Origin of the sequence: Arthrobacter livingstonensis (assembly GCF_003219815.1) — a bacterium.
Lineage (GTDB): Bacteria > Actinomycetota > Actinomycetes > Actinomycetales > Micrococcaceae > Specibacter > Specibacter livingstonensis.
The window spans coordinates 1-24535 of the sequence record NZ_QJVD01000004.1 but is presented as its reverse complement, the minus strand read 5'-3'; the positions used below and the strand labels follow the sequence as shown (position 1 = coordinate 24535).

22 protein-coding genes and 1 riboswitch are annotated in these 24535 nt (G+C 65.1%); of the genes, 14 read left to right on the top strand and 8 right to left on the bottom strand.

What is annotated here, in order from left to right:
• Window position 1 precedes the first annotated feature (1 nt).
• From CVV68_RS04885 to CVV68_RS04875, 3 genes are all read right to left on the bottom strand, one after another.
• Window positions 2–862, bottom strand: coding sequence for a sugar phosphate isomerase/epimerase family protein (locus CVV68_RS04885; protein ID WP_245933342.1), 861 nt, complete (start codon window positions 860–862; stop codon window positions 2–4).
• Between the two features lie 109 nt (window positions 863–971).
• Window positions 972–1979: a Gfo/Idh/MocA family protein gene (locus CVV68_RS04880; protein WP_110499897.1), complete on the bottom strand. Its 1008-nt coding sequence runs from the start codon at window positions 1977–1979 to the stop codon at window positions 972–974.
• A gap of 38 nt (window positions 1980–2017) precedes the next feature.
• Window positions 2018–2866: a sugar phosphate isomerase/epimerase family protein gene (locus tag CVV68_RS04875; protein WP_110500064.1), complete on the bottom strand. Its 849-nt coding sequence runs from the start codon at window positions 2864–2866 to the stop codon at window positions 2018–2020.
• Window positions 2867–3140: 274 nt separating this feature from the next.
• Between CVV68_RS04875 and CVV68_RS04870 the strand changes: the two genes are divergently transcribed.
• On the top strand, window positions 3141–4166 hold the full coding sequence (locus CVV68_RS04870; protein WP_110499896.1) for a LacI family DNA-binding transcriptional regulator: 1026 nt from the start codon (window positions 3141–3143) through the stop codon (window positions 4164–4166).
• A gap of 60 nt (window positions 4167–4226) precedes the next feature.
• Here the strand turns inward: CVV68_RS04870 and CVV68_RS04865 are convergent, their stop codons facing one another.
• Window positions 4227–5255, bottom strand: coding sequence for a LacI family DNA-binding transcriptional regulator (locus tag CVV68_RS04865; protein ID WP_110499895.1), 1029 nt, complete (start codon window positions 5253–5255; stop codon window positions 4227–4229).
• Window positions 5256–5583: 328 nt separating this feature from the next.
• Between CVV68_RS04865 and CVV68_RS04860 the strand changes: the two genes are divergently transcribed.
• Genes CVV68_RS04860 through CVV68_RS04850 form a run of 3 tightly spaced genes read left to right on the top strand, consistent with a single transcriptional unit; the run spans window position 5584 to window position 8746 of the window.
• Window positions 5584–6825: an ABC transporter substrate-binding protein gene (locus CVV68_RS04860; RefSeq protein WP_170133087.1), complete on the top strand. Its 1242-nt coding sequence runs from the start codon at window positions 5584–5586 to the stop codon at window positions 6823–6825.
• Between the two features lie 23 nt (window positions 6826–6848).
• Window positions 6849–7826 (top strand): carbohydrate ABC transporter permease, encoded by a 978-nt coding sequence (locus CVV68_RS04855; RefSeq protein WP_110499894.1) that lies wholly within the window; start codon window positions 6849–6851, stop codon window positions 7824–7826.
• Window positions 7823–8746: a carbohydrate ABC transporter permease gene (locus CVV68_RS04850; protein ID WP_110499893.1), complete on the top strand. Its 924-nt coding sequence runs from the start codon at window positions 7823–7825 to the stop codon at window positions 8744–8746. The genes CVV68_RS04855 and CVV68_RS04850 overlap by 4 nt, the downstream gene beginning before the upstream one ends.
• Before the next feature lie 283 nt (window positions 8747–9029).
• Here the strand turns inward: CVV68_RS04850 and guaB1 are convergent, their stop codons facing one another.
• Window positions 9030–10529, bottom strand: coding sequence for a GMP reductase (gene guaB1 / locus CVV68_RS04845; protein WP_110499892.1), 1500 nt, complete (start codon window positions 10527–10529; stop codon window positions 9030–9032).
• Between the two features lie 332 nt (window positions 10530–10861).
• Here guaB1 and CVV68_RS04840 point away from each other — a divergent pair, with 332 nt between their 5' ends.
• From CVV68_RS04840 to CVV68_RS04825, 5 genes are all read left to right on the top strand, one after another.
• A complete protein-coding gene (locus CVV68_RS04840; RefSeq protein WP_110499891.1) occupies window positions 10862–14695 on the top strand; it encodes a multifunctional oxoglutarate decarboxylase/oxoglutarate dehydrogenase thiamine pyrophosphate-binding subunit/dihydrolipoyllysine-residue succinyltransferase subunit in 3834 nt (1277 codons plus the stop codon).
• 71 nt (window positions 14696–14766) lie between these two features.
• Entirely contained in the window at window positions 14767–15366 is a 600-nt protein-coding gene (locus CVV68_RS04835) for a GDSL-type esterase/lipase family protein (protein WP_110499890.1), read from the top strand.
• Window positions 15367–15700: 334 nt separating this feature from the next.
• On the top strand, window positions 15701–15775 hold the full coding sequence (locus CVV68_RS25065) for a 50S ribosomal protein bL37 (protein ID WP_371130803.1): 75 nt from the start codon (window positions 15701–15703) through the stop codon (window positions 15773–15775).
• A gap of 180 nt (window positions 15776–15955) precedes the next feature.
• Window positions 15956–16300, top strand: a complete 345-nt coding sequence (locus CVV68_RS04830) for a hypothetical protein (protein WP_110499889.1) — start codon at window positions 15956–15958, stop codon at window positions 16298–16300.
• Window positions 16301–16306: 6 nt separating this feature from the next.
• Window positions 16307–16840 carry a group III truncated hemoglobin gene (locus CVV68_RS04825; protein ID WP_211320721.1) on the top strand — a complete coding sequence of 178 codons (534 nt, stop codon included), beginning with the start codon at window positions 16307–16309 and terminating at the stop codon, window positions 16838–16840.
• On the opposite strand, the gene rsrA is transcribed toward CVV68_RS04825, so the two are convergent.
• On the bottom strand, window positions 16837–17097 hold the full coding sequence (rsrA, locus tag CVV68_RS04820; protein ID WP_110499887.1) for a mycothiol system anti-sigma-R factor: 261 nt from the start codon (window positions 17095–17097) through the stop codon (window positions 16837–16839). The two genes, CVV68_RS04825 and rsrA, sit on opposite strands and share 4 nt — an antisense overlap.
• A gap of 2 nt (window positions 17098–17099) precedes the next feature.
• Complete coding sequence (locus CVV68_RS04815; RefSeq protein WP_245933341.1) at window positions 17100–17828, bottom strand: sigma-70 family RNA polymerase sigma factor; 729 nt, start codon at window positions 17826–17828, stop codon at window positions 17100–17102.
• Window positions 17829–18049: 221 nt separating this feature from the next.
• Here CVV68_RS04815 and CVV68_RS04810 point away from each other — a divergent pair, with 221 nt between their 5' ends.
• The 5 genes from CVV68_RS04810 (at window position 18050) to CVV68_RS04790 (ending at window position 23819) form a co-directional block, all read left to right on the top strand.
• On the top strand, window positions 18050–18565 hold the full coding sequence (locus tag CVV68_RS04810; RefSeq protein WP_110499886.1) for a DoxX family protein: 516 nt from the start codon (window positions 18050–18052) through the stop codon (window positions 18563–18565).
• A gap of 6 nt (window positions 18566–18571) precedes the next feature.
• Window positions 18572–19888, top strand: coding sequence for a 3-phosphoshikimate 1-carboxyvinyltransferase (aroA, locus tag CVV68_RS04805; RefSeq protein WP_110499885.1), 1317 nt, complete (start codon window positions 18572–18574; stop codon window positions 19886–19888).
• Window positions 19881–21011 carry a ribosome small subunit-dependent GTPase A gene (gene rsgA / locus CVV68_RS04800; protein ID WP_110499884.1) on the top strand — a complete coding sequence of 377 codons (1131 nt, stop codon included), beginning with the start codon at window positions 19881–19883 and terminating at the stop codon, window positions 21009–21011. Before aroA ends, rsgA begins: the two co-directional genes overlap by 8 nt.
• 250 nt (window positions 21012–21261) lie before the next feature.
• On the top strand, window positions 21262–22077 hold the full coding sequence (hisN, locus tag CVV68_RS04795; RefSeq protein ID WP_110499883.1) for a histidinol-phosphatase: 816 nt from the start codon (window positions 21262–21264) through the stop codon (window positions 22075–22077).
• Between the two features lie 161 nt (window positions 22078–22238).
• Window positions 22239–22352: riboswitch (SAM riboswitch) on the top strand.
• 54 nt (window positions 22353–22406) lie between these two features.
• Window positions 22407–23819 carry an aminotransferase class V-fold PLP-dependent enzyme gene (locus CVV68_RS04790; RefSeq protein WP_110499882.1) on the top strand — a complete coding sequence of 471 codons (1413 nt, stop codon included), beginning with the start codon at window positions 22407–22409 and terminating at the stop codon, window positions 23817–23819.
• 155 nt (window positions 23820–23974) lie between these two features.
• Here CVV68_RS04790 and CVV68_RS04785 read toward each other — a convergent pair.
• On the bottom strand, window positions 23975–24535 hold a 561-nt coding region (locus CVV68_RS04785), incomplete at its 5' end, for an acyl-CoA thioesterase (RefSeq protein WP_281268269.1).

Genomic DNA, 24535 nt, shown 5'->3' with positions numbered 1-24535 from the left:
ACTAGAAGAGTTCGGCGAAGCCCATGGCACTCAGGTTGCGGTGCGAGGTTTCCAGCGCCTCCCACACGGTGCGGCCATAGAGTTCGTCCTGCTCCACGAGCAGGTATTGTGCACCCGCGGCCTGTGCGTGGTCGATGATGGAAGGGAAGTCGAGGTTGCCCTCGCCCACCTCGGCGAACTGAACCACATTCTTGAATGCGGCCATGAAGGCACCCACATCCCCCGCTTCCAATAGTCCAAATGCTTGTGCCGGCATCATTCCGATGCGGTAATCCTTCAGGTGCACCATGGCGGTTTGGCCTGCGTACTTGTCGAGGGTGCGGACGGGGTCCAGGCCGCCGCGCTGCACCCAGTGGACGTCAATCTCCAGGCCCATGGCCGGGGAGTTCTCGTTGATGATGTCCAGCATGTATTTGCCGTCAAACTTGGCAAACTCGATGTGGTGGTTGTGGTAGTAGAGGCTGATGCCGTGTTCCTGGAGGCGCTCGGCATAGCCGTTGGTCTCCTTGGCGAAGTCAATGACGGCGTCGATCGACTTCATTGCCGGGAATGGCAGCATGCCGATGCGCAGCAGTTTCGTGTCGAGGCGCTTGGCGTCCGCGACGATCTTCTCGAAGTCGTCTTTGAGGGAATCGCCGGGGCGCCCTACAGGCTTTTCCATCATGACAGAGAGGGCGGCAACGTCCATGCCCAGCTCCGCCTGGGCCTTCTCCAGCTCGGCGACGTTCTTTTCATCCATGGGGATCTGGGAGATCTCGACGGCGTTGTACCCCAGGCCGTTGACCTTGCGGAGCGTCTCGAAGGCGCCAACCTCCGCGAAGCTGCCCTTGAGCATCATTGCCTGTACACCGATTTTTGCCACGATATTCCTTTCTTCTGCCGAGGCCCCTATGGGGCTTGTCCCGACGTTGCTTCAAGTCCTGTTTGATTCAATTCCGCAGATGTTTCATGCGGGCTGCGACCAATGTTTGCTAGGAGACGCCAGCCAGGCGGCCTGGGTAGCTCTGGGCGTAGACGTCCTTGATGATGCGCAATGTCTTCAGCGCTTCCTGCGGGTCAATCCAAAACGGGCCGCCGTTGCCAAGCTGGGCATAAAAGTCGGCAATGTACAGCTGGTGGGACACTCCCCAGTAGTCCCGGCCGCCTGAGGCCGCCCGGCGCTCGTCAACGACTTCCACCGGGCCGTCGTGGTGGGTGATCACCAGGGACCCGCGCAGACGCAGCGACGCCGTTTCCGTTTCCACGTCCACCGTAATGGGTTCGTTGGTGGTGTTGGCCAAGGTTGCGTAAAAGACGCTTCGGGCGCCGCCCTCATGGGTAAGAACCAGCTCTGCGGTGTCTTCCACCTCAATAGCGTCCGCCAGCACGTTCGTGGCCGCGTGCCCCTTAACGGATACGACGTCACCGATCATCCACTGCAGCAGGTCCAGGGTGTGGATGGCCTGGTTCATCAGCAGGCCACCGCCACCACCGGCCCAGGTTCCGCGCCACGGCCGGCTTTCGTAGTAGGCCGCATTCCGGCTCCACATGACTGTGCCCGATCCGCCCAATACGGCACCGAATTCGCCGCTGGCGATGCGGCACTGCATGGCCTGCACTGCCTGGTTGTAGCGGTTTTGAAAACAGATGCCAATCCTCGCTGAACTGGCGGCGGCCGCCGCAGCCAGCCGTTCACCGTCGGCCAGGGTGCTGGCCAGCGGTTTCTCACTGATGACATTGATGCCGCGCTGCAGCGCCGCGATGGCCGGGTCGACATGCTGGTTGTGCGGCGTGCACACATGCACGACGTCGGGACGCACCGAATCGAGCATGCCCAGGTAGTCGCCGAAGCCGGGAACGCCGTGGGCCTGTTCGGCGGCTGCGAGCCGACCGGGATCCGTGTCACACACGGCCACCAGCTGGGCACCCTCCACCGCAGCGAGGGCCTCGAAATGGACCGTGGCAACGTCGCCGCAACCAATGATGGCAACTCTGGGCATCGTGACTCCTATGTCGGCGTGGCTTGTTGGAACAATATTTAGACGAGGGTGATGCCGATTGCATCAGTGACGGCACGGAAGGCTCGGGCTGCTTCGCCAAAGGCTGCTGGGCCGGAGAACCCGCCAAGTTCATGTTGTGCCGCCAGGTGGGGCTCCAGGGACGCGAAACCGGCATAGCCGTCACGGCTGAGCGCCGTGAGTGTCTCCACAAGCTCGCCGTCACCGTATCCGGTGGGGACCACCAAGCCGGTGCCGGCGATCGCATCCTTGACCTGCAGGTATTCCAGGTACGGGCGGAGCATGGCGTAGGCGTCCGTGTAAGGCTTGACGCCCACCTGCACGAAATTGGCGTTGTCCCACGCCGCGCGCAGGGCCGGCGACTTCACTGTCTCCAAAATGTCCAGCACTCGCTCCGGAGTATCGCCGTAGATGTCCTTTTCATTCTCATGTATCAACATGACACCGGCACGCTCCGCCTCCTCGGCAAGCAGGCCCATGCGCTCCATGACGGCGTCACGCATGTCCTCCGGTGTCTGATCCGCGGACCGAAAGAAGGAGAACATGCGGATGTATCGGGTTTCGAGAGCCTTGGCTACCTCAATGACGCGGCGCAGGCGGTTCACCTCGTGTGCCGCGGGCAGGCCGATGTCGACCTTGCCGATGGGACTGGCGACAGCGGAAACCTTCATCCCGGCGCCATCAAGGATGCTCTTGAGCTCGGCAACCTGGTCGTCGTCGAGGTCGGCCACATTGGTTCCCCAAGCACTGCGAACTTCAATATGCGATGCGCCAAGGGCTGTGAGCACTGCTGCCTGAATCTTGGGATCAGGGTCAACTTCGTCGCCGAAGCCGGAAAGGGTCCATGTTGGGTTTTGGGCGTTGGACATGTAGACGGCCTCCACGTTGGGTGCCACGGAACGGCTGCGGCCTATCGCGGCCGGTATTGCGTGACGTGTTTCACAAGTTGCGTACAACAAGTAGCCTATCGCCCTAAAAACTTATTGACAACCGATTGCCAAAAAGTGTCCAAGGCCGTAACCTGACTGTGTTGGGCAGTGCCGCCCGTCACATCCTGCACCCTTGGCCGCCACCAAGCTCGCGACAGAACCACCGCTTACAGTTGCTCCAACCCAAATTCGCCCCTATAAGGATGGTCCCTTTATGAGTGCTTCCGCCGGCGCCACCCCGGACCGCCCCGCAACCATCCGCGACGTTGCGGCGCTGTCGGGCGTGACCGCCTCCACCGTATCGCGCGCCCTTTCCACCCCGGGGCGGGTTAATTTCCGCACCCAGGCACGGATTGAGGCAGCCACCGCACAGCTGAACTATGTTCCCAATGCCCAGGCCAAGGCCCTGAGTTCCGGACGGACCAAGGCGGTTGCAGTGTTGGTCGCGGACATCACCAATCCCTTTTACTTTGACATCATCCGTGGCACCCAACTACAGCTCAAGGCGGCCGGCTATACGCAGTTGCTGGTGGACACGGAGGAATCCGAGGAGGTGGAGCTCAACACCATTGAGCAAATGCGGCAAACAGCGGACGGACTCATTCTCACCGCATCAAGGCTCGACGACGAAACACTGGCACGCGTAAGTGCAAAAATGCCGATGGTCACCATCAATCGGGATGTACAGGGTGTCCCCTCCGTTCTGCTGGATACGCCCACCGCCACAAATCAGGCACTGGACCACCTAATTTCACTGGGCCACTCGCACATTGCATACCTTGGCGGACCGGAAACTTCCCGTTCCAACTCGCGCCGGTGGGCGGCGCTGTCCGCCGCGGCGCAGGAGCGTGGGGTGGAGGTGGCGAGGTTGGGGCCTTTTGCCCCGCGCACTTATTCCGGTGCCGCGGCCGCAGACGCACTGGTGCATTCCGGTGCCACGGCCGGGATCGCTTTTAACGATCTCATGGCCATCGGCATGTTGCAGCGGCTGCGCGAGCGTGGTGTAGGGGTGCCTTCGGACATAAGTATCGTGGGGTGCGACGACATCTTTGGGGCAGACTTCTGCAGCCCGCCGCTGACAACGATCACCGCCCCGATCGAACAGGCCGGCCGGGTTGCCGTGACCATGTTGCTGAGTAAAATCAACCCCGGATTGGGAAATTTCCCACGGAACCAGTCCGTTTTGCCCACCCACTTGACGATCCGCGCCTCCACAGGTTCCGCCCCGATGCCCCGGTGACAAGCGCGTTGACGTTGTAGATGTGCGGCACGTTATGTCCAACCCCCTGCCGACCCGGCGCTACACGGCTTGCCCTCGGGCTGGCGCGACCGCCGGACCGGTTGATTCCCGTACGGTCAAGTGGGTGGGAAGCTGGGCCACCTGCCGGACTGTCGGCAGGCCGGCATTCAGCTGATTCAACAACATCGTGGTGGCGACACGTCCCGCCTGTTCGATCGGGGCAGTGATCGTTGTCAGCGGCGGATTGCAAAAATCAGCGCCGAAAATGTCATCACAGCCAATAATGCTCAAATCCGCGGGCACCCTGACGCCGCGAGTCCGGAAGCGGCGCAGCATTCCAATGGCCAGCAGGTCATTGAAGGCTATGCACGCCGTGGCCCTGCTGGTGATCATTGCGTCTGCAGCGGCGGCACCGGACGTGGGCTTTGGTGCATAGGGGCCCAGCCGGACGGCTTGCACGCCATGCTCCTCGGCTGCCTCTTCAAAAGCCAGCCACCGCCATTGGTTGGACCATGATTTGGCCGGCCCCGAGATGAACGCAATTGACTTGTGGTCAAGGGATACCAGGTGCTGAAAGGCCTGGTGAATGCCGACTGTGGTGTCAATGAGCACCGTGGGCACCCCGGCGTCATTGCGATTCATGGCAACCAGCGGCACGCGGGTCGCGGCTTTGGTAAGCGCCTCGGTGGAAAGCCTCGACGCGGCTAGAATCACTCCACGCGACGAGGAGATCAGGCTTTCCAGCGCGCCCGCTTCCACATCCTCGGACTCTTCGGTGTCAACGAGGAGTTGGATGTAACCCGCAGCCTTGAGCTGCTCCTGGGTGCCGTGAATGATGTCGAAATAGAACGGATTGGTTATGTCCGGCACGAGTAGCGCCACGGCATTTGGCCTGCTTTGCCTCTCCGCCCCACCGCGGGAATGCTGCATATAACCAAGCTTCCTGGCCGCCTCAAACACGGCCGCCGTGGTGCCCGGGCTAATGCGGCCCGGTTCGGAGAACACCCTGGACACCGTTGACGCCGCCACCCCGGCACGCTTGGCAACGTCCCGCAGAGTTGCCCGCCCGCGCTCTGGCCCTACTTCCATCACAACGCCTCTCTCGGGACGACGGCCGGCCGTGGATCACATCTGCATCCAACGCCATGGCTGGATTAGCGGAGAATTCCTCCTATCCAAACATGTTTGGCAATTTTTTGGCAACTGGTTGCACATGTTTTGCCACGGGGATAGAGTCTGTGCAACAGCTTCCAAATGATGATGCAAATCACACACATTCGCCCTATGTTCAAGGAGGAACACGATGGAAATCACCCGGAGAAACTTTATCGCCGGAGTCGGCGGGGTCGGTGCCCTGTCCCTCGCACTGGCAGCCTGAAGCGGCTCCCCCAACACGTCCAGTACCGGAACCGGAAAGGTGGACGGCTCCGGCAAGACCCTCACCGTTCTCTTCAGCACCAAACCGCAGTACCCCGACGAGCAAAAAGCCTGGTTTACCAAGACTGCGGCCGATTTCAAGACGCTCACCGGGGCCACGCTTCAATGGGAGACCTACCCCACCGCCAACGACGAAATGACGCGGATCCAGACTTCCGTGGTCTCGGGCACGGGCCCGGACGTCTACGGGCTGGGAACCACGTTCACTCCCACCGCCTACTCCACCGGTGCGTTCGTCAAACTGGGGGACGCCGAGTGGAACAAGGTGGGCGGCAAGGACAAATTTGTCCCGGCCACCTTGGGCATCTCCGGCCCGGACGCCAACAACCAGATCGGCATCCCCTTCGTCAGCCGCCCGTTTGTCATGGCCTACAACACGGAACTGCTCAAGGCCGCCGGCATCGAGGCGCCCGCCACCACGTGGGACGAATTCGCCGATCACGGCAAGAAAATGACAAAAGCCGGCCAGTACGGGCTGGCCATTGCCTACAAGGACAACTTCGACCCCTGGAAGTTCATCTGGGGAATGTCAATCCAGGCCGGCAATCCCATCATTGACGGCAAGAAGGTCCGCATTGACGATCCCACGGTCCTCGCGGCCTATGAGGCCTACTTTGGCTGGATCACCAAGGACAAGTCGGTGGACCCGGCCGCCATCGGCTGGGGCAATGCGCAGGCCTTGGCGGCCTTCGCGGCCGGCAGGGCAGGCTACTTCCCGATGACCTCCCCCCTGAGCATCCCCACGCTCGACAAGTCCGTCATCAAAGGCAAGTACAAGTATGCGCTGCTGCCCCTGGTTCCCCCGGGGATGACGTCCCGCCCGTCCGGCGGTGTCGAGGCCGCCAGCATCCTCTCCGGTGACAACCTGGTCGTGGCGGACTACTCGCCGAACAAGGATCTGGCGTTTGCGTTCATCAAGATGATCACGGACACGGTGGCACAGGCCGACTACTACAAGATCTTTGGTGAGATCCCCACCAATGTTGAGGCGGCGAAGGCATTGCAGTCGGACCCGCTCGTGGCCCCCGCGCTGGATGCGGCGTCCAAGTCCGTGGCGACGCCGTTCAGCGGAGCGTGGGGAGACGTCCAGCTGGCACTGACGAACATTGCCGTCCAGACCATCCCCGACCTGTCCGCAGGCTCCGTCAGCGAAGCGAGCCTGACCGGCCGGATCAAGGACTCCCAAGCCAAGGCACAGGCTGCCCTGGACCGTGCCAAGTAAAGCGCTGCTGAAAGTAACCACCCATGTCTAGTGAAATCGCCGGGGACACCCTGCGGGACGAGGAATCCCATCCCGCAGGGCGGCCGAGGGTCCCCAAGAACAAGAAACGCAGCGGCGTCACCGAGCGGGACCGCCCCCTGTGGCTGCTGGCCCCCGGCGGCTTCCTGATCACCGTCATCATCCTCGTTCCGCTGGTGCTGGCCCTGTACATGTCGGTCATCGACCTTGACCAGTACACGCTTCGGAAATGGCTGAGCACCCCGTTCATCGGGATTGAGAACTTTGTCGAGGCCATCACCAAGACCGAACTCCTGCGGTCCATCTGGATCAGCGTGTCCTTTGCCGTCATCGCCACGGTCGTGACGGTGCCGCTCGGCGTGGCCGCCGCCGTGGTGACGCAGAACCCCTACCGGGGACGCGCCGTCGTACGCGCTGTTTTCCTCGTCCCCTATGTCCTGCCGTCGTTCGTGGTGGCAACTGTTTGGCGCACCATGCTCCAGCCCGACGGCATCGTGAACAACATCCTGCATGGCGCAGGAATTGATCCGGGATTGTGGCTCAACGGCCCGATGTCCTACTGGACGCTCATTTTCGTGGAGATTTGGGCGGCCTGGCCCTTTGTCTACCTGCTTGCCCTGGCGGGCCTGCAGTCGGTGGACCACGAGGTCCACGAGGCGGCCGCGATCGACGGCGCACTCTGGTGGCGCAAGCTGCGCGAGGTCATCTTCCCGTACCTCAGGGGACCGGTGTCGCTGGCCTTCCTGCTGGGCACCCTGAACCACATCAACAACTTCACACTGCCGTTCGTCCTTTTCGGGGCGCCGGCACCCGCGGATGTCAACGTTCTGCCCATCCTGGTCTACGTGACAAGCTTCCAAAGCTTCCGGTTTGGCCTGAGCGCGGCAATGGCGGTGGTTTCCCTGATCCTCATTGCCATACCGCTGTTCATCTATCTCAGGGCCGTGAAGCTTGACGTGTCCGAGGACGGAGGAAAGAAATGAGCACGCAGACCCGCCCGCGCACCTCGGCAGCGCGCAACACAAACAGGGCACCCCGCAACGGCCGGAGCGCACAGGTCACGCGGCTGATGCCAACCTGGCTGATCGCTGTGCTGACAACATTCCTTTGCATCGTGGTGCTGGTGCCCATCGCCTACATTTTCCTGGCGTCCCTGAACACGGACACGGGTGTGGCAAGCGGCGAATTCTGGCCCAGCCAATTTTCCCTTGACAGCTACTCCAAGATTTGGGGCAGCGTCGGCCTTGGAAAGGGCATCATCAACAGCCTGGTGGTGGCAGGGTCCGTCGCCGTGGTTTCGGCGATCATTGCCATCGGCACGGCCTATGTGCTGGTCCGCTTTTCCTTCGTTGGCCGGCTGACGGTGCTGCGCGGACTTCTGGGCCTGCAAAGCATTCCCGGCACGCTCATGCTGCTGCCCGTGTTCGTCTTGTTCGCCTCGATCGGCGCCTGGCTCGGCATCACGATCATCGGGACGCTGTGGGGTCTGTTCATCGCCTACCTGACGTTTGCGCTGCCGTTTTCGACGTGGGTCATGGTGACCTACCTTCGGGGCCTGCCCCGCGAACTGGAGGAAGCTGCCCGCATTGACGGGGCATCCAACCTGGCCATTCTTTTCCGGATCATCGTGCCCCTGAGCTGGCCCGGAATCGTGGTCTCCGGGATCTTCGCGTTCCTGCTCGGCTGGAACGACGTCCTCTTCGCCTCCATCTTCACCAAGCCAGACACGGCGACGGCGGCCATTGTCCTGCAGGTGTTCAGCGCCAGCCAGGAAGGCGGCGCCATCCCGGTGTACAGCCAGATGATGGCCGCAGCCCTGGTCTGCGCAGCGCCTGTCGTCATCCTGTACTTCATCTTCCAGCGCTACCTGGTGGGGGGACTCACCGCCGGGGGCGTGAAGTAGGGACGCGGCCGGGTCTCGACCACCGGTGCGGCGGATCCGGGGTTTCCGTAGGCGGCGTAGAGGAGAATGTAAGTCCCCAAGCGCTCCCAGCCGGCGGCCGTCAGTCTGGGCCCACGAGCGCGAAGGACCCGTTGCGTGGGCCCACAGCCCCGAGGGGCCCCGGAGCGAGCTTGCGAGCTCTGGGAGGGGCCGGGGACTTGCGAGCAATGGGAGCGCTTGGGGAATAGCCGCCGAGGGAATGCCGGATCCGCCGCCGGTCGGCAGCCCCGGCCACCAACCGAAGCTACCAGCTCTGCGGCAGCGGGCGCCCTTCCTCGTAGCCGGCGGCGGACTGCACGCCCACCACTGTCCGTTCCCGGAATTCCGCCAGAGAGGCGGCGCCCGCATAGGTGAAGGAGCTGCGCAGGCCGGCGGTGATCAGGTCCAGCAGGTCCTCCACCCCCGGGCGGGCCGGGTCCAGGTACATCTTCGAGGTGGAGATGCCCTCCTCGAACAATCCCTTGCGGGCACGCTCAAAGGCGCGGTCCCCCGAGGTCCGGTTTTGCACGGCCCGCGCCGACGCCATGCCGAAGCTCTCCTTGTAACGCCGGCCGCCGGCGTCCTCCTGAAGGTCGCCGGGGCTCTCGTAAGTGCCGGCGAACCAGGAGCCGATCATCACCTGGCTGGCCCCGGCCGCCAGCGCCAGCGCCACATCGCGCGGATAGCGCACGCCGCCGTCGGCCCATACGTGCGCGCCCACATCCGCTGCCGCCGTCGAACATTCCAGCACGGCGGAGAACTGGGGGCGGCCCACGGCCGTCATCATGCGCGTGGTGCACATGGCGCCCGGACCCACCCCCACCTTGATGATGTCGGCCCCGGCGTCGACCAGGTCGCGGACGCCGTCGGCGCTGACCACGTTGCCCGCAGCCACCGGCACGGACGGCGAGAGGCCGCGCACCGCGCGCAGCGCCTCAAGCATCTTGTTCTGGTGCCCGTGGGCCGTGTCCACCACCAGCGCGTCAATGCCGTAGTCCAGCAGGGCGGACGCCTTGGCGGCCACGTCGCCGTTGATGCCCACGGCGACGCCGATCCGCAGGCGCCCATCCGCGTCGACGGCGGGCTGGTAGATGGTGGAACGCAGGGCGCCAGTGCGGGTCAGCGCACCCACCACGACGCCGGCGCGCAGCACGGGTGCGAAGTCCGTGGCTGCCGCGTCCAGGACGGCAAAGGCCTCGCGCAGGGCCACGTCGGTCGCAGCCTTCGCGTCCGCCGCGGACAGCGTGCCGGCATCTGCGCGGGCGCGGATGTCGTCAAACGGGGCGGAGTCGAGTGTGAGCACATTGCTGCGCATGACGGCGGACAGCGACGCGAACCTGTCCACGCCATCACAGTCGGCGCCGCGGACCACACCGGCAAAGACACCGTCCTCGACCACCACCACGGCGTTGTGGGCGCGTTTGGGCAGCAGGTGCACGGCGTCCACCACGATGTCACCGGGCGCCATGACGAGGGGGGTTTCAAAAAGCGTGTCGCGCATCTTCACCCATTCGGTGACGGCGCCCAGCACCTCCAGCGGAATGTCCTGGGGCAAAATGGCCAGGCCGCCGCGACGGGCCACGGTTTCCGCCATGCGCTTGCCGGAGACGGCGGTCATGTTGGAGACGACCAGGGGAATGGTGGTTCCGGTGCCGTCGCCGCTGGAGAGGTCGACGTCGAGCCGCGAGGTGACGGTGGACCGTGACGGGACCAGGAAAACGTCGGAATAGGTCAGGTCGGTGGTGGGCTGGTTGAGAAATCGCATGGGCACTCCCAAGGTCAGGCAACGGTCGGGGATCTGTGGCGCATCGGATGAACCCGGGCCGCCACAGAGCAGTCTAGCCACCGTAAAAATACGCCGCGCGCACTAACTGTCGCGAAAATCACTTCATGATCCGGCGCGCAGCCGCCCAGATTGGCCTGCACGCAGAATTGATCACTAGACTTACAGGCGGCAAGGGTTTCAAGGAACCCATCCATCGATCAAATAGGTCCTGCGGTTTTTGCCCCGTTTGCACCCGTTCCGGCGGGAATACTCGGCGCCGCTCGGCCTATGCACAGCGGGCAATAAGAACTCATGGAAGAGGCGTAATACACGTGCCAGAGCAATCCATCCACCGTCTACCCGAGGAATTTGGCGGAAACGAGTGGCTCGTCGATGAGCTTTACGAGCGGTACCAGGCCGACAAGAACTCTGTGGACACGAAGTGGTGGTCACTCTTTGAGTCGTTCGACGCCGATGATTCCGCCACGAACGGACGCCACACCGCTCCCAATTCCAGCCCGATAACGGCACAAATCCCCGTGCTCCCGGCGCCTGCGGCGAACGCGGCTGCGCCCGCCGCGCCTGCTGCTTCTCCCGCGGCGGCTCCCGCGCCTGCGCCCGCCGCGCCTGCTGCGGCTCCCGCTGCCGCGGTGGCTCCCGCTGCCGCTGACGCCAAGGCCCCGGCCGCGCAGCGTCCACCCGCACCGGCCAAGGACGCTGCCCGCACGGGCTCAACGCCCATCCCGGCCCAGCTGCCCAAGACCGCCAGGGACACCTCGGTTCCCGACGAGGCGGTCTCCACTGTGCTGCGCGGCCCGGCCAAGGCCATCGCCACCAACATGATCAGCAGCCTGGAAGTGCCCACCGCCACCAGCGTGCGCGCCATTCCGGCCAAACTGCTCATTGACAACCGCGTGGTCATCAACTCCAACCTGGCGCGCGCCCGCGGCGGCAAGGTTTCCTTCACCCACCTGATCGGCTACGCCGTCATCAAGGCGCTGGGCCAGTTCCCCTCCATGAACGTCCACTACGACGTCATCGACGGCAAGCCCGTTGCCGTCCAGCCGCCGCACGTGAACTTCGGCATCGCCATCGACATGCCCAAGCCCGACGGCACGCGGCTGCTCGTGGTGCCGAACATCAAGAAATCCGAGACCCTCAGCTTTGCCGAGTTCTGGCATACCTATGAAGACCTGATCAAGCGTGCCCGCGCCGGCAAGCTCACCGCCGACGACTACGCCGGCACCACGGTTTCCCTGACCAACCCCGGCGGCATTGGCACCGTCCACTCGGTGCCGCGCCTCTCCAAGGGCCAGGCGGCCATCATCGGCGTCGGCTCCTTGGACTACCCGGCCGAGTTTCAGGGTGCCAGCGAGAAGATCATTGCCCGGAACGCGATCTCCAAGATCCTGACCCTGACCTCCACCTATGACCACCGCGTCATCCAGGGTGCCGGCTCCGGCGAGTTCCTGAAGAAAATCCACCAGCTGCTGCTCGGTGCCGAGAACTTCTACGACGACATCTTTGAATCCCTGCGCATCCCGTACGAGCCCGTGCGCTGGAGCCTGGACCTCCAGGTGGACCCGGCCGACCAGATCAACAAGGTCGCCCGGATCCAGCAGCTGATCCACTCCTACCGCGTCCGCGGCCACCTCATGGCCGACACCGACCCGCTGGAATACGTCCAGCGCAAGCACCCCGACCTGGACGTGCTGACTTATGGCCTGACGCTGTGGGACTTGGACCGCGAATGGCCCACCGGTGGCTTTGGCGGCAAACAAAAGCTGCTGCTGCGCGACATCCTCGGCGTGCTGCGGGACGCCTACTGCCGCACCACCGGCGTCGAATACATGCACATCCAGGAGCCCGAGCAGCGCAAGTGGTTCCAAGACGAGCTGGAGCACCCCTACTCCAAGCCGAGCCGCGAAGAGCAGCTGCGGATCATGTCCAAGCTGAACTCGGCCGAGGCGTTTGAGACATTCCTGCAGACCAAGTTCGTCGGCCAGAAGCGCTTCTCCCTGGAGGGGGGGGAATCCCTGATTCCGCTGCTGGACTCCATCATCTCCGATGCCGCCGACGACGGCCTCGACGAGGTTGCCATTGGCATGGCCCACCGCGGCCGCCTGAACGTTCTCACCAACATCGCCGGCAAGACCTATGCCCAGGTCTTCCGCGAGTTTGAGGGCACCCAGGATTCCCGCAGCGTCCAGGGCTCCGGCGATGTGAAGTACCACCTGGGCACCGAGGGCACGTTCACCTCCGACGCCGGCAACGAAACCAAGGTCTACCTGGCTGCGAACCCGTCGCATTTGGAAGCCGGGGACGCCGTGCTTGAGGGCATCGTCCGCGCCAAGCAGGACCGTTTGGACCAAGGCGAGAACTTCCCCGTGCTGCCCATCATGGTGCACGGTGACGCGGCCTTTGCCGGCCAGGGCGTGGTGGCGGAAACGCTTAATCTGTCCCAGTTGCGCGGCTACCGTGTCGGCGGCACCATTCACGTGGTGGTCAACAACCAGGTGGGCTTCACGACGGCGCCGTCCTCCTCGCGCTCTTCGGTGTACTCCACCGATGTGGCCAAGATGATCCAGGCCCCCGTCTTTCACGTGAACGGCGACGACCCCGAAGCAGTGGTCCGCGTGGCCCAGCTGGCATACCAATTCCAGCAGCGCTTCCGCAAGGACGTTGTCATTGACCTGGTCTGCTACCGCCGCCGCGGCCACAACGAAGGCGACGACCCCTCGATGACGCAGCCGCTGATGTACAACCTGATCGAGGCCAAGCGTTCCGTGCGCCGCCTCTACACCGAGGCCCTGATCGGCCGCGGCGACATCACCGAGGATGAGGCATCGCAGCTCCTGCGGGACTACCAGGAACGCCTGGAGCGCGTTTTTGCCGAAACCCATGCCGCGCAGACCTCGCCGATCCCGATCATCACCAAGGACATGCACGCCGTCTCCGACTTGGAGCGACCCATGGCGCAACAGTCCGACTCCGCTGTCAACGATCCCAAGAACACCGCCATCAGCGAGGATACGCTGGCCCGCATTGGTGCGATCCACACCGCGGTGCCGGAGGGCTTCACCGTCCACCAGAAGCTGAAGTCGCTGCTGGAGAAGCGCGAAACCATGTCCCGCGATGGCTCCATCGACTGGGGCTTTGGCGAACTTGCCGCGTTTGGCTCCCTGCTGCTTGAAGGTGTCCCGATCCGCATGGCGGGCCAGGACTCTCGCCGTGGCACGTTTGTGCAGCGCCATGCAGTGTTCCACGACCGCGCCAACGGAAAGGTCTGGACGCCCATCTCGGGCCTGAGCGAGGATCAGGCCAAGCTGTGGATCTACGATTCACTGCTGAGCGAATACGCCGCCATGGGCTTTGAATACGGCTACTCCGTGGAGAGCCCCGACGCCTTGGTGATCTGGGAAGCACAGTTTGGCGACTTCGCCAACGGTGCCCAGACGATCATGGATGAGTTTATCTCCTCTGCGGAGCAGAAGTGGGGCCAGCGTTCTTCACTGGTGCTCATGCTCCCGCACGGCTACGAGGGCCAGGGCCCGGACCACTCCTCGGCCCGGATTGAGCGCTTCCTGCAGATGTGCGCCGAGGAGAACATGGTGGTGGTCAACCCGACAACGCCGGCGTCGCACTTCCACTTGTTGCGCCGCCAGGCCTACAGCCGTCCGCGCAAGCCGTTGATCATCTTCACCCCGAAGCAGCTGCTGCGCCTGAAGGCTGCCGCTTCGTCCGTGGAGGACTTCACCACCGGCGGCTTCCGCCCGGTCATCGGAGAGCATGCCACCCAGGATGCCAACGCCGTCGACCGTGTCCTGCTGGTCTCCGGCCGCCTCTACTACGATCTGCTCGCCGCCCGCGACAAGGCCGGCGACACGAAGACCGCCATCGTCCGCGTGGAGCAGCTGTACCCGCTTCCCGAATCGGAGATCAAGGCTGAGCTGGCCAAATACCCGAACGCGGATGTCGTGTGGGCACAGGATGAGCCGGCCAACCAGGGACCGTGGCCGTTCATGGCGCTGAACCTGGCCCCGGTGCTCGAGAAGAAGCTGGGCCTGGTTTCCCGCCGGGCCTCGGCGGCAACGTCCACCGGTTCGGCGAAGATGCACGCCGTCGAGCAGACGCTGCTGGTCAAGCAAGCCTTCGAGCGCAACTAAGCCGTTATGGATGCCCGGTCTGCAAGCAGGCCGGGCATCCTTCATTTTTTGACAGAGACGAAAGGGGCACCGTGGAAAAACGGGAGCTGCGAATTGTGGCCGTTGGGGACGAACTGGTGGCCGGGGTAGGCGATCCGCGCGCACTGGGCTGGCTTGGCCGGGTGCTGGCGCGGACGCCCCAGGACAGCGTCTCCGTTGAGTCGTATGTCCTGGCGACGCCCGACGAGGGCACGGAGGCGCTGGCGGGCCGCTGGCTGCGGGAGGCCGGACGGCGTTTTGACGACTTCCATGAAAACCGGCTGGTCATCGGCCTCTCGGGCAGGGACATCGAGTATGGGCTGTCCACGGCGCGCAGCCGGCTGAACCTGGCGAACATCCTGGACGGCGCCACCCAGCTGAACATCCCGGTGTTTGTGGTGGGCCCGCCTCCGTCGCTGGATGCGGCGCTCAACCGCAAGCTGGCGGAGCTGAACACGGCCTTTGCCGACGTCACCACCCGCCGCAAGCACCACTATGTGGACACGTTCTCGCCGCTGCAGAACCACGAGCAGTGGCGCAACGACGTCGCCGCCAACGCCGGCTCACCGGGACAGGCCGGCTACGGACTAATGGCCTGGCTGGTGCTCCACCGCGGCTGGTACCAGTGGCTGGACCTGCCCGAAGCCTCCTGACCCCGCACCCTAACTGTGTGTCAGAAATTGCAGTCTTTCGGCGAAGCTACGCTGACTTCCTGCACTTTCCGGCACAGGGTTTGTTTAACGGCCGACGGCGGAGCCTGGCCGGCGCTTTTGGGTGGCGGAGCGCAGGGTGCACACATGCGCCGAACTGGCTCCCGGTTAGGCGCATCCTGAATGTGCCGCCATTGCCATCCGCACCACCTTGAAGCCGTAGCCCCGGAGCTGCCGGACGGGACGCAAATTCCTGCCGTTTAGGTTCGCACGTGCCCGATATGGGAGACTGGAGGGCAGATCTTATTCGGATCTTTGTGAAAGATTGGAGGCAGCTATGTCAAAGCGTTCACGCAAGCGTCGGGACCGTAAGAATGGCGGCGCAAACCACGGTAAGCGCCCCAACACTTAAGTCTTGACAGACCTACACAAGAGCCCGTCGCACCCTCGTGGTGGGACGGGCTCTTGCGTTCCCCCTCACCACCGGGCAGTTATGGGCATTAAGCACGGGAACATCCTTATTTATTGCTAGGCTGGGACCAGTGCCCCATTGACGAATAACGTGGCGAATAGCCTGACAAGAAAGCTGCCCATGCCAGCCGTAGTTTTGATCACCATGCTGCCGTTTGTCTGGTTTGGCATGGTGTCCGCCATTTCCTTCCTTGAAACACCGCTGAAATTCCGGGCACCCGGCATGACCCACGCACTCGGGGTGGGAATTGGCCGGCTGGTCTTCAAGGTGCTCAACCTCGTCGAGGCTGCCATGGCCAAGCGCACCAAGGCCCTTTCCCTGACGGCTGTCACGCACGACGGCGGCACGGCCGTCAGGGCGAAGGTCGCCACCACCACGCACCCCGCCTATATTTCGTCGGAGGCGGTGAAGGTGCTGGCCCTGCCGATCGCCGGCATCCTCATTGCGCTCGGCGTGGCAGCGTAGGCGCCGGTGGACACCCCGCGGCAGCCGGACGTGCCGCTTAACTCCGGCAGGACGGCGTCGAACTTAAACACCTACAGTCCGGTGCGGAAAACCGGCGGGGACAAGGCCGACATTGCCGGCCGCGACGACATCCTGGACCTCGTGCGCACCTTTTACACGCGGGCCTTTGCCGATGAACTGATCGGGCCCATCTTCACGGAGGTGGTCCACATGGACCTGGTGCGGCACATGCCCATCATGGCCGACTTTTGGCAGACTGTGCTGTTCAAGGCCGGACTGTACAGCCGCAATGCGCTGGCGATCCACTTTGACATCCATGCCAGGGAGCCGCTGGGGCTGGACCACTTCAACCGGTGGCTGCAGCTGTGGACCAACACTGTCGACGAGCTGTTCAGCGGCGAGAAGGCGGAAATGGCCAAGGTGCAGGCCCATTTGATTGCGGGTTCGCTGCACCGGCGCGTCACAGGCCGTCCGGCCAGCCAGTACAGCAGTATTTCCGTGCGTCCGGCCGACGCGGCCGAACAGGGGCCCCTGGACTAAACTTCGGCGGGCCGGCCTTCGTGCAGCCGGGCCAGGATGGCGGACTTGAGCGTCTCGGGGGCGGCCTCCTTGCAGGAGCGCTTCACCACCGTGCGGATCACGCATTCGAGGTCGTACTCCTGGGCGCAGTCGGTGCAGCCGTCCAGGTGGGCCTTGATCTCCCTGAGGTCTTCATGCGACAGCGCCCCGTCGAGGTATTCGTAAATTCGGGCAATGCGTTTGTCGTCGCAGTCTCCCAGGCTCTGGCAGTCGCCCATGATTATTTCTCCGTTTCCTTAAGTTCATTTGCGGCACCCTTGTTGTAGCCGCGATCCACTGCATAATGCGAAAGCATGTCCCGCAACAGCTTCCGCCCCCGGTGCAGGCGTGACATCACGGTGCCGATCGGGGTGTTCATGATTTCTGATATTTCCTTGTAGGCAAAGCCCTCAACGTCGGCAAAGTACACCGCCAGCCGAAACTCCTCCGGGATGGCCTGCAACGCGTCCTTCACATCCGAATCCGGCAGGTGGTCCAGCGCATCCGCCTCGGCGGAACGCAGCCCGCGCGAGGTGTGGGACTCCGCCCGGGCCAGCTGCCAGTCCTCGATGGAATCGGCATTGGACTGCAGCGGCTCCCGCTGGCGCTTGCGGTACAGGTTGATGTAGGTGTTGGTCAGGATCCGGTATAGCCAGGCCTTCAGGTTGGTCCCGGGCCGGTACTGGTGGAAGGCCGAAAACGCCTTGGTGTAGGCCTCCTGGACCAGGTCTTCGGCGTCGGACGGATTCCGTGCCATGCGCATGGCGGCCGAATACAGCTGGTCCACGTATTGCATGGCGTCCCGTTCAAACCGGGCACGGCGGGCCTCCACGGTTTCGGTGGCAACGTCCACCGTATCCACGTCGGTGTTCTCCACCGGCGCTGCGGTGGATGGCCGTGCAGCGGTGTTTTTGGCTTGCTCAGGCTCGGAAATATTCATCACAGACGAGTCTACTGTCAGTGTCTGCATTGCCGCCTTTCCGAGGATGGACGCCCGCTTGCCGGCCGTACCAAATCATTGCCCGGCGGACACCTGCCCGCCCTTTCCATACCAATGCAAACCCGCGGCCGGCGCGGTATATTCCGCAAACCCGGCGCCAAGGTGCGAGACTTGGATCAAGCAGGAACACCCCGTCCCGCAGCCAGCGCCGCGGGACACGAAGTTGACGGCACACAACCAGGAGGCCTCCCTTGACCATCGTTCGCGTACTCGCCCGCCCCATGCTCGCCTCGTCCTTCATCGTCTCCGGCCTGGACCGCCTGAGGAATGCGGACCAGATGGCCCGGCAGCTCGCCCCCGTCCTGGGCCGGGTCTCGGCTGCCCTCCCCGTTGACGCCAGCGAGAAAACGCTGGCGCGCCTCGTCGCCGGCACGCAGGTGGGCGCCGGCGTCCTGCTGGCAACCGGCAAGTTCTCCCGCGGCGCAGCCGTGCTGCTCTCCGTGACGGCCGGGCTGACCACGTTCGTGGAGTACCGCAGTGCCCCCACGGACACCAAGGAGGCCAGGTCGCACCGCCGCAGCCAGCTGGCCAAAAACATCGGCCTCCTCGGCGGGGCCCTGCTGGCCAGCGTCGACACGGCCGGCCGGCCGGGCCTCGCCTGGCGCGCTGAAAGGCTGCTTGATTCCGGCAGGAAGACCACAGCCCGCCAGCTCAAGGCCGCCGACAAGAACGTCCGCTCCCTCGCGCACGACGTGAGCGGACACTAACCGCCCATGACCAGCGCCCCTTGGCCCGCACCGTTTGCCCCAACACCCCTGGACGCCACCGTCACCATTCCGGCGTCCAAGTCGCTGACCAACAGGTACCTTGTCCTGGCCGCAGTGGCCGACGGCGTGTCCCGCCTCCGCGCGCCGCTGCAGTCCCGCGATTCCGATCTCATGATCGCTGCGCTGCGCGCTTTGGGCGCCGGCATCGAGGAGGTACCCGGGGCCGGTTCCGTGCCGGACCTGGTGGTCACACCCATCCCTGCCGGGTTCACCGCCACCGCCGAGGTTGACTGCGGGCTGGCCGGCACCGTCATGCGCTTTGTGCCCCCGCTCGCAGCGCTGCTCACGGGTACAGTGACGTTCGACGGCGACCCCGCCGCCCGCGTCCGGCCGATGGCACCGATAGTGGCCGCCCTGGAGGGTCTGGGCGTCCGGGTGGAGGACGGCGGGGACGGCCTCATGCCGTTCACCGTCCACGGCACCGGCACCGTCCGCGGCGGCCACCTTGCCATCGATGCCGGCGGCTCCTCGCAGTTCATCTCCGCAATCCTGCTGGTCGCGGCACGCTTCGATGGCGGGCTCCATCTAGAACACAGCGGCACGTCAGTGCCCAGCGTGGACCACATCTCCATGACCGTTCAGGTGCTGCGCTCCCTCGGTGTCACCGTGGATGATTCCACCACCAACCACTGGATCGTCCGGCCCGGCCCCATTGCGGCTTTTGACGTGCTGCTGGAGCAGGACCTGTCCAATGCCGGGCCGTTCCTGGCCGCGGCCCTGGCCACGCGCGGCACAGTCCGCATCCCCAACTGGCCGCTGAACACCACCCAGGTGGGTGACAAGTGGCGGACGATCCTCCCCCAGTTTGGTGCCAGCGTGACCTTGGACGACGGCGTTTTGTCCGTCACCGGCGGTCCGGAGATTCTCGGTGTGGACATTTCCGACACCAGCGAGCTCGCCCCGTCCACCGCGGCCCTTTGCGCACTGGCTTCCGGGCCGTCACGCCTGCGCGGCATCGCGCACCTGCGCGGCCACGAGACAGACCGGCTCGCCGCGCTGGTGGCCGAGATCAACGCCTTGGGCGGCGACGCCGTCGAAACCGACGACGGACTCATCATCAACCCCGCACCGCTGCACGGCGGGCTGTTTCACAGCTACGAGGATCACCGCATGGCCACTGCCGGCGCCATCATCGGCCTGGCGGTGCCCGGCGTCGAGGTTGAGGACATCGCCACCACGTCCAAGACCATGCCGGCGTTCCCGCAGCTGTGGGCGGACATGGTGGCCCAGACCGCGCCGGTGGGGATCAGCGGGCGTGGCTAGGGACTACAGCAACTGGGACGAATCCGACGTCCGCGTCCGGGCCAACAAGAAGGGCAGCCGGCCGCGCACCAAGGACCGTCCGGCGCACGACGACGCCGTCATCGGCCGCATCACCACGGTGGACCGCGGCCGGTACACCGCCATCGTGGACGAGGACATGCCCACTGAACGCGTGCTGATCGCCGCCCGGGCCAGGGAACTGCGCCGCTCCCCCGTGGTGGCCGGCGACTTCGTGGCTCTGGTGGGCGACACCACCGGGGCGCCGGATACGCTGGCCCGCCTGGTCCGCGTCGAGGTACGCCGCACCCTGCTGCGCCGCAGCGCCGATGACACCGACCCCATTGAGCGGGTCGTGGTGGCCAACGCGGACCAGCTGGTCATCGTGGTGGCCGCGGCCAACCCGGAACCGCGCACCGGCTTCATCGACCGTGCCCTGGTGGCCGCCTACGACTCCGGCATCGCACCGATCCTGCTGATCACCAAGGCGGACATCAAGGACCCGGCGGAGCTGCTGGCCAATTACGAACACCTGGACATGACAGTGATCATCAGCCGCACGGCCGCCGTTGGCGCGGCCGATGCCGCCTCCGCCATTGATGCCCGCAGCGACGACGGTGACTCCGCGCTCCTGGCCGGGGGCGCCGTCGAACAGCTCCGCGAACACCTCGACGGCAAGGTCAGCGTGCTGGTGGGGCACTCCGGCGTCGGCAAGTCCACCATGGTCAATGCACTCACCGGCTCACAGCGGGCCACCGGCGGCGTCAATGCCGTCACGGGACGCGGCCGGCACACCTCATCCTCGGCCCTGGCGCTGCGGCTGCAGGACGGCGAGCCGGGCTCGTGGATCATCGACACCCCCGGCATCCGCTCCTTCGGCCTGGCCCACGTGGACGCGGACCGCATCCTGCACGCCTTCCCAGACCTCCAGCCGGGCACCGACGACTGCGAACGCGGCTGCAAGCACGACAGCGTCGCCGTCAACTGCGGCCTGGACCCCTGGGTGGCCGGCGGCCATGCCGGCGATGCGGGCCCGGCCAGGCTGGCGTCCCTGCGGCGCCTGCTCGGCACCAGCACCCGCACCGAGGGCCGCGCCGAGGCCAAGGAGCTTGGCACCACGGCGTAGCTGCCTGTGCGGCCGGCCCGCCATTTTTCCGTCGACTATCCGACGCCTCGGCCGCGGACGGCCTTAGGCGTCTCCTTTCGTCGACTACAAAAAATGCCGGCTCCGCCCGCTTGCGTTCCGTCCTGCGCCGGCTTCCCCTCCACCGGTGCGCGGGTCAGTGTTGCGCGCCACCATCTGCCCGTCCAGGGCGCAGAACGGTGCACAGCCCTGTTCCCACCCAAAGGCCGCATCTACCGATACGGTGATGCATATGACTGTCCAACCCCAGACGTACAACGACGACCTCCGCCTGGCCCACGTTTTGGCTGACACCGTCGATTCCCTGACGATGTCCCGCTTCAAGGCCCTTGACCTGCAAATTGAAACCAAGCCGGACCTGACACCGGTGACGGATGCGGACAAGGCGGCCGAGGAGTCCATCAGGAGCCAGCTTTCCCGCGTCCGCCCCCGCGACGCCGTGCTGGGTGAGGAGTTTGGCAGCACCGGCCACGGCTCCCGGCGCTGGATCATCGACCCCATTGACGGGACCAAGAACTTTGTCCGTGGCGTGCCGGTCTGGGCCACGCTGATCGCCCTGGTGGACGAGGGCCGCCCCGTCGTTGGCGTGGTCAGCGCCCCGGCCCTGGGCAAGCGCTGGTGGGCCGCCGAAGGCACCGGCGCCTACATGGGCAAGTCATTGGCCGCCGCAACCCGCATCCGCGTCTCCAACGTCTCCGAGCTCTCCAACGCCTCGCTCTCCTACTCCTCGCTCACCGGCTGGAGGGACCGCGGCAACCGGGACGAATTCCTGGCCCTGACCGACGACGTCTGGCGCACCCGTGCCTACGGCGACTTTTGGTCCTACTGCATGGTGGCCGAGGGCGCCGTGGACATCGCCTGCGAGCCGGAATTGAACCTGTACGACATGGCCGCCCTGGTGCCGATCATCACGGAGGCCGGCGGCCGCTTCACCTCGCTGGACGGCGTGGACGGGCCTTTTGGCGGCAACGCCCTGGCCACCAATTCCATCCTCCACACCGAGGTGCTGCGCCGGCTGAACCCGGGCTGGGACGACCTCCTCGCCTGACCCTTGTCAAGCACAGGCCGGGAAAGGCACGACGGCGGCCCCGCCGTCGTACTTTTTCACCCTTTGCGTCGTGGGTTGCGGAAGACTGCGCCGAAATTTGATCACGCCGCGTGTCGTAACAAATGCGGACGCTGCCGCGTTCGGCTAATCTTTTGGGCATAGGTCACGAGTGCCAGCGCTAAACCCCGGTTTGCTGGCCGGCAACCCTCCTTTCGCGGCGGGGTGCCCCGGGTGACGACCTGGCCAGGCCGGAACGGTCTTGGCAAGCGCGGATTTTTCGTGTCCCGGGCCTTTCCGGGGACGTTCAGTCCTTCCTTTAAGGAAGCCTCATGAGTTCTGCCATCCTCGAAAAGTCACGTATTTCCGAAAGCCCGCTGCTGCCCGTGGTGGGCCAGGACCTGGCCGCCCCGCTGATCCACGGCGGAACCACACGGTATGTCAACCTGGACTATGCGGCGTCGGCCCCGGCCGTGGAAGAGGTGGCCGCCCACCTGGCCGAAGTGTTGCCGTACTACGCCAGCGTGCACCGCGGCGCCGGCTTTGCCTCCCAGGTCAGCACGTCCGTCTATGAAAACGCCCGGCACATTGTGGCGGACTTTGTGGGCGCACGACCCGGGGACACCGTGATTTTCACGCGCAACACCACGGATTCACTGAACCTGCTGGCCGGTTGCGTGCAGTCGCTCCTGGCGGGGCACGGCCACGCCGACGGCGCCTCAAACGAGCACGGAGAGGTCCTCTACCTGGACATCGAGCACCATGCCAACCTGCTGCCCTGGCAGGGCTTGCCGCACCGTTCCGTGGTGGCCGGGCACTCCATCGAGGCCACGCTGCACCGGGTGGAGACGCAGCTGCGTGCCGGAAACGTGGTGCTGCTGGCCGTCACCGGCGCCTCCAACGTCACCGGCGAAGTGCTGCCGGTGGCGGAGCTCGCCGCGCTGGCACACCGGCACGGCGCCCGCATCGTGGTGGACGCCGCCCAGCTGGCCCCGCACCGGCGCATCGACCTGGCCCGCGACGGGATCGACTACGTGGCGTTTTCGGGACACAAGCTGTATGCCCCGTTTGGCGCCGGCGTACTGGTGGGCCGCCCGGACTGGCTGGATGCCGGCAAGCCACACCTGGCCGGCGGCGGCGCCGTGAAGGATGTGCGGCTGGAGTCGGTGCGCTGGACCGACGGCCCGGCCCGGCACGAGGCAGGCTCCCCGAACGTACTCGGTGCCGCGATGCTGGCAAAGGCCGCGCAGGTGCTCGCCGCCCTGGATCCCGGACAGTGGCAGGCCCACGAACACGAGTTGCGCTCCCATCTGGTGGCAGGGCTGGAGGCGCTCAATGGCGTCACCGTCCACGAGCTGTTTTCCGACTCCGCCTCACGCCCCGGCTGCGGCACCATTGGCGTGGTGAACTTCTCCGTGGAAGGGTACGACGCCGGACTGGTCGCCGCCTACCTGTCTGCCGAGCACGGCGTGGGCGTGCGCGACGGCAGGTTCTGCGCCCACCCGCTGCTGCGCCGTCTGGGCCTGGCGTCGGGCTCGCTGCGCGCCAGCTTCGGCGTGGGCTCACGTCGCGAGGACGCGGACCGCCTGGTTGACGGTGTCGCCACGCTGCTCCGTGGCGGCCTGGGCTCGGACTACATGGTCGCTGAAGGCCGCTGGGTCCCCGCCAACGATTCCCGCACGTACCCTTCCTGGGCGCCCAACACCCCGGGCACCGCCGGCGCCGCCCCCTGCAGCACTGACTGATGCCGTCGTGTTCAGTGGGGGCTGGGCTCAAGGGCGCCGACCTCTACTCCGGCGGCAACGTCCCCGGAGCCAGCCTCCATGCCACCCATTTGGTGCCGGATCCGGACCAGAAAACGAGCAGGCTGCGTTTCTCGTGGCTGCGGGGGCAGTCGTGGTCATTCGCACGCGGTTCGCCGTGCGCGAATGGTAGTAACCACCCCCACGACCATCTGGGGTGTCCGCCGCGCCCCCTGCCCCCCACTAAAACGAGACGGACTCAGCTTCCCTGGCCTGGCGCCGTCGTACTCCCAGCTGGCAACAAGGTGGTTGGGGAGCCTGTTTCCCGGCGCCCGGCCGCGGATTTCGAGCAGATCGCGGGCATGGGCGTGCAGGCGCCTGTCCTCGTCGGTGACGGGGACCCAAGCCGGAACCGGCACCGAGTTTCCGGCGTCGTCCCGTGCCACCATCACGGTCAGGCAGTAAGTGGTCAGGTTCATCCCGCGCCCCTTGGGATCTCCCGAACGGACGTGGACGGCGACGTGCATGCCCTTCGTCCCCGTGTACACCAGGCGGGCCTCCACTTCCACCACGTGGCCAATCAGCAGCGGCCGGTAAAGCCTCACACCGCCGGAAAACACCGCCACGGCGTCATTCCCACAATAACGTGACGCGCACACATAGGCGGCTTCATCGATCCACTTCATCACGATCCCGCCGTGCACCTTGCCACCCCAGTT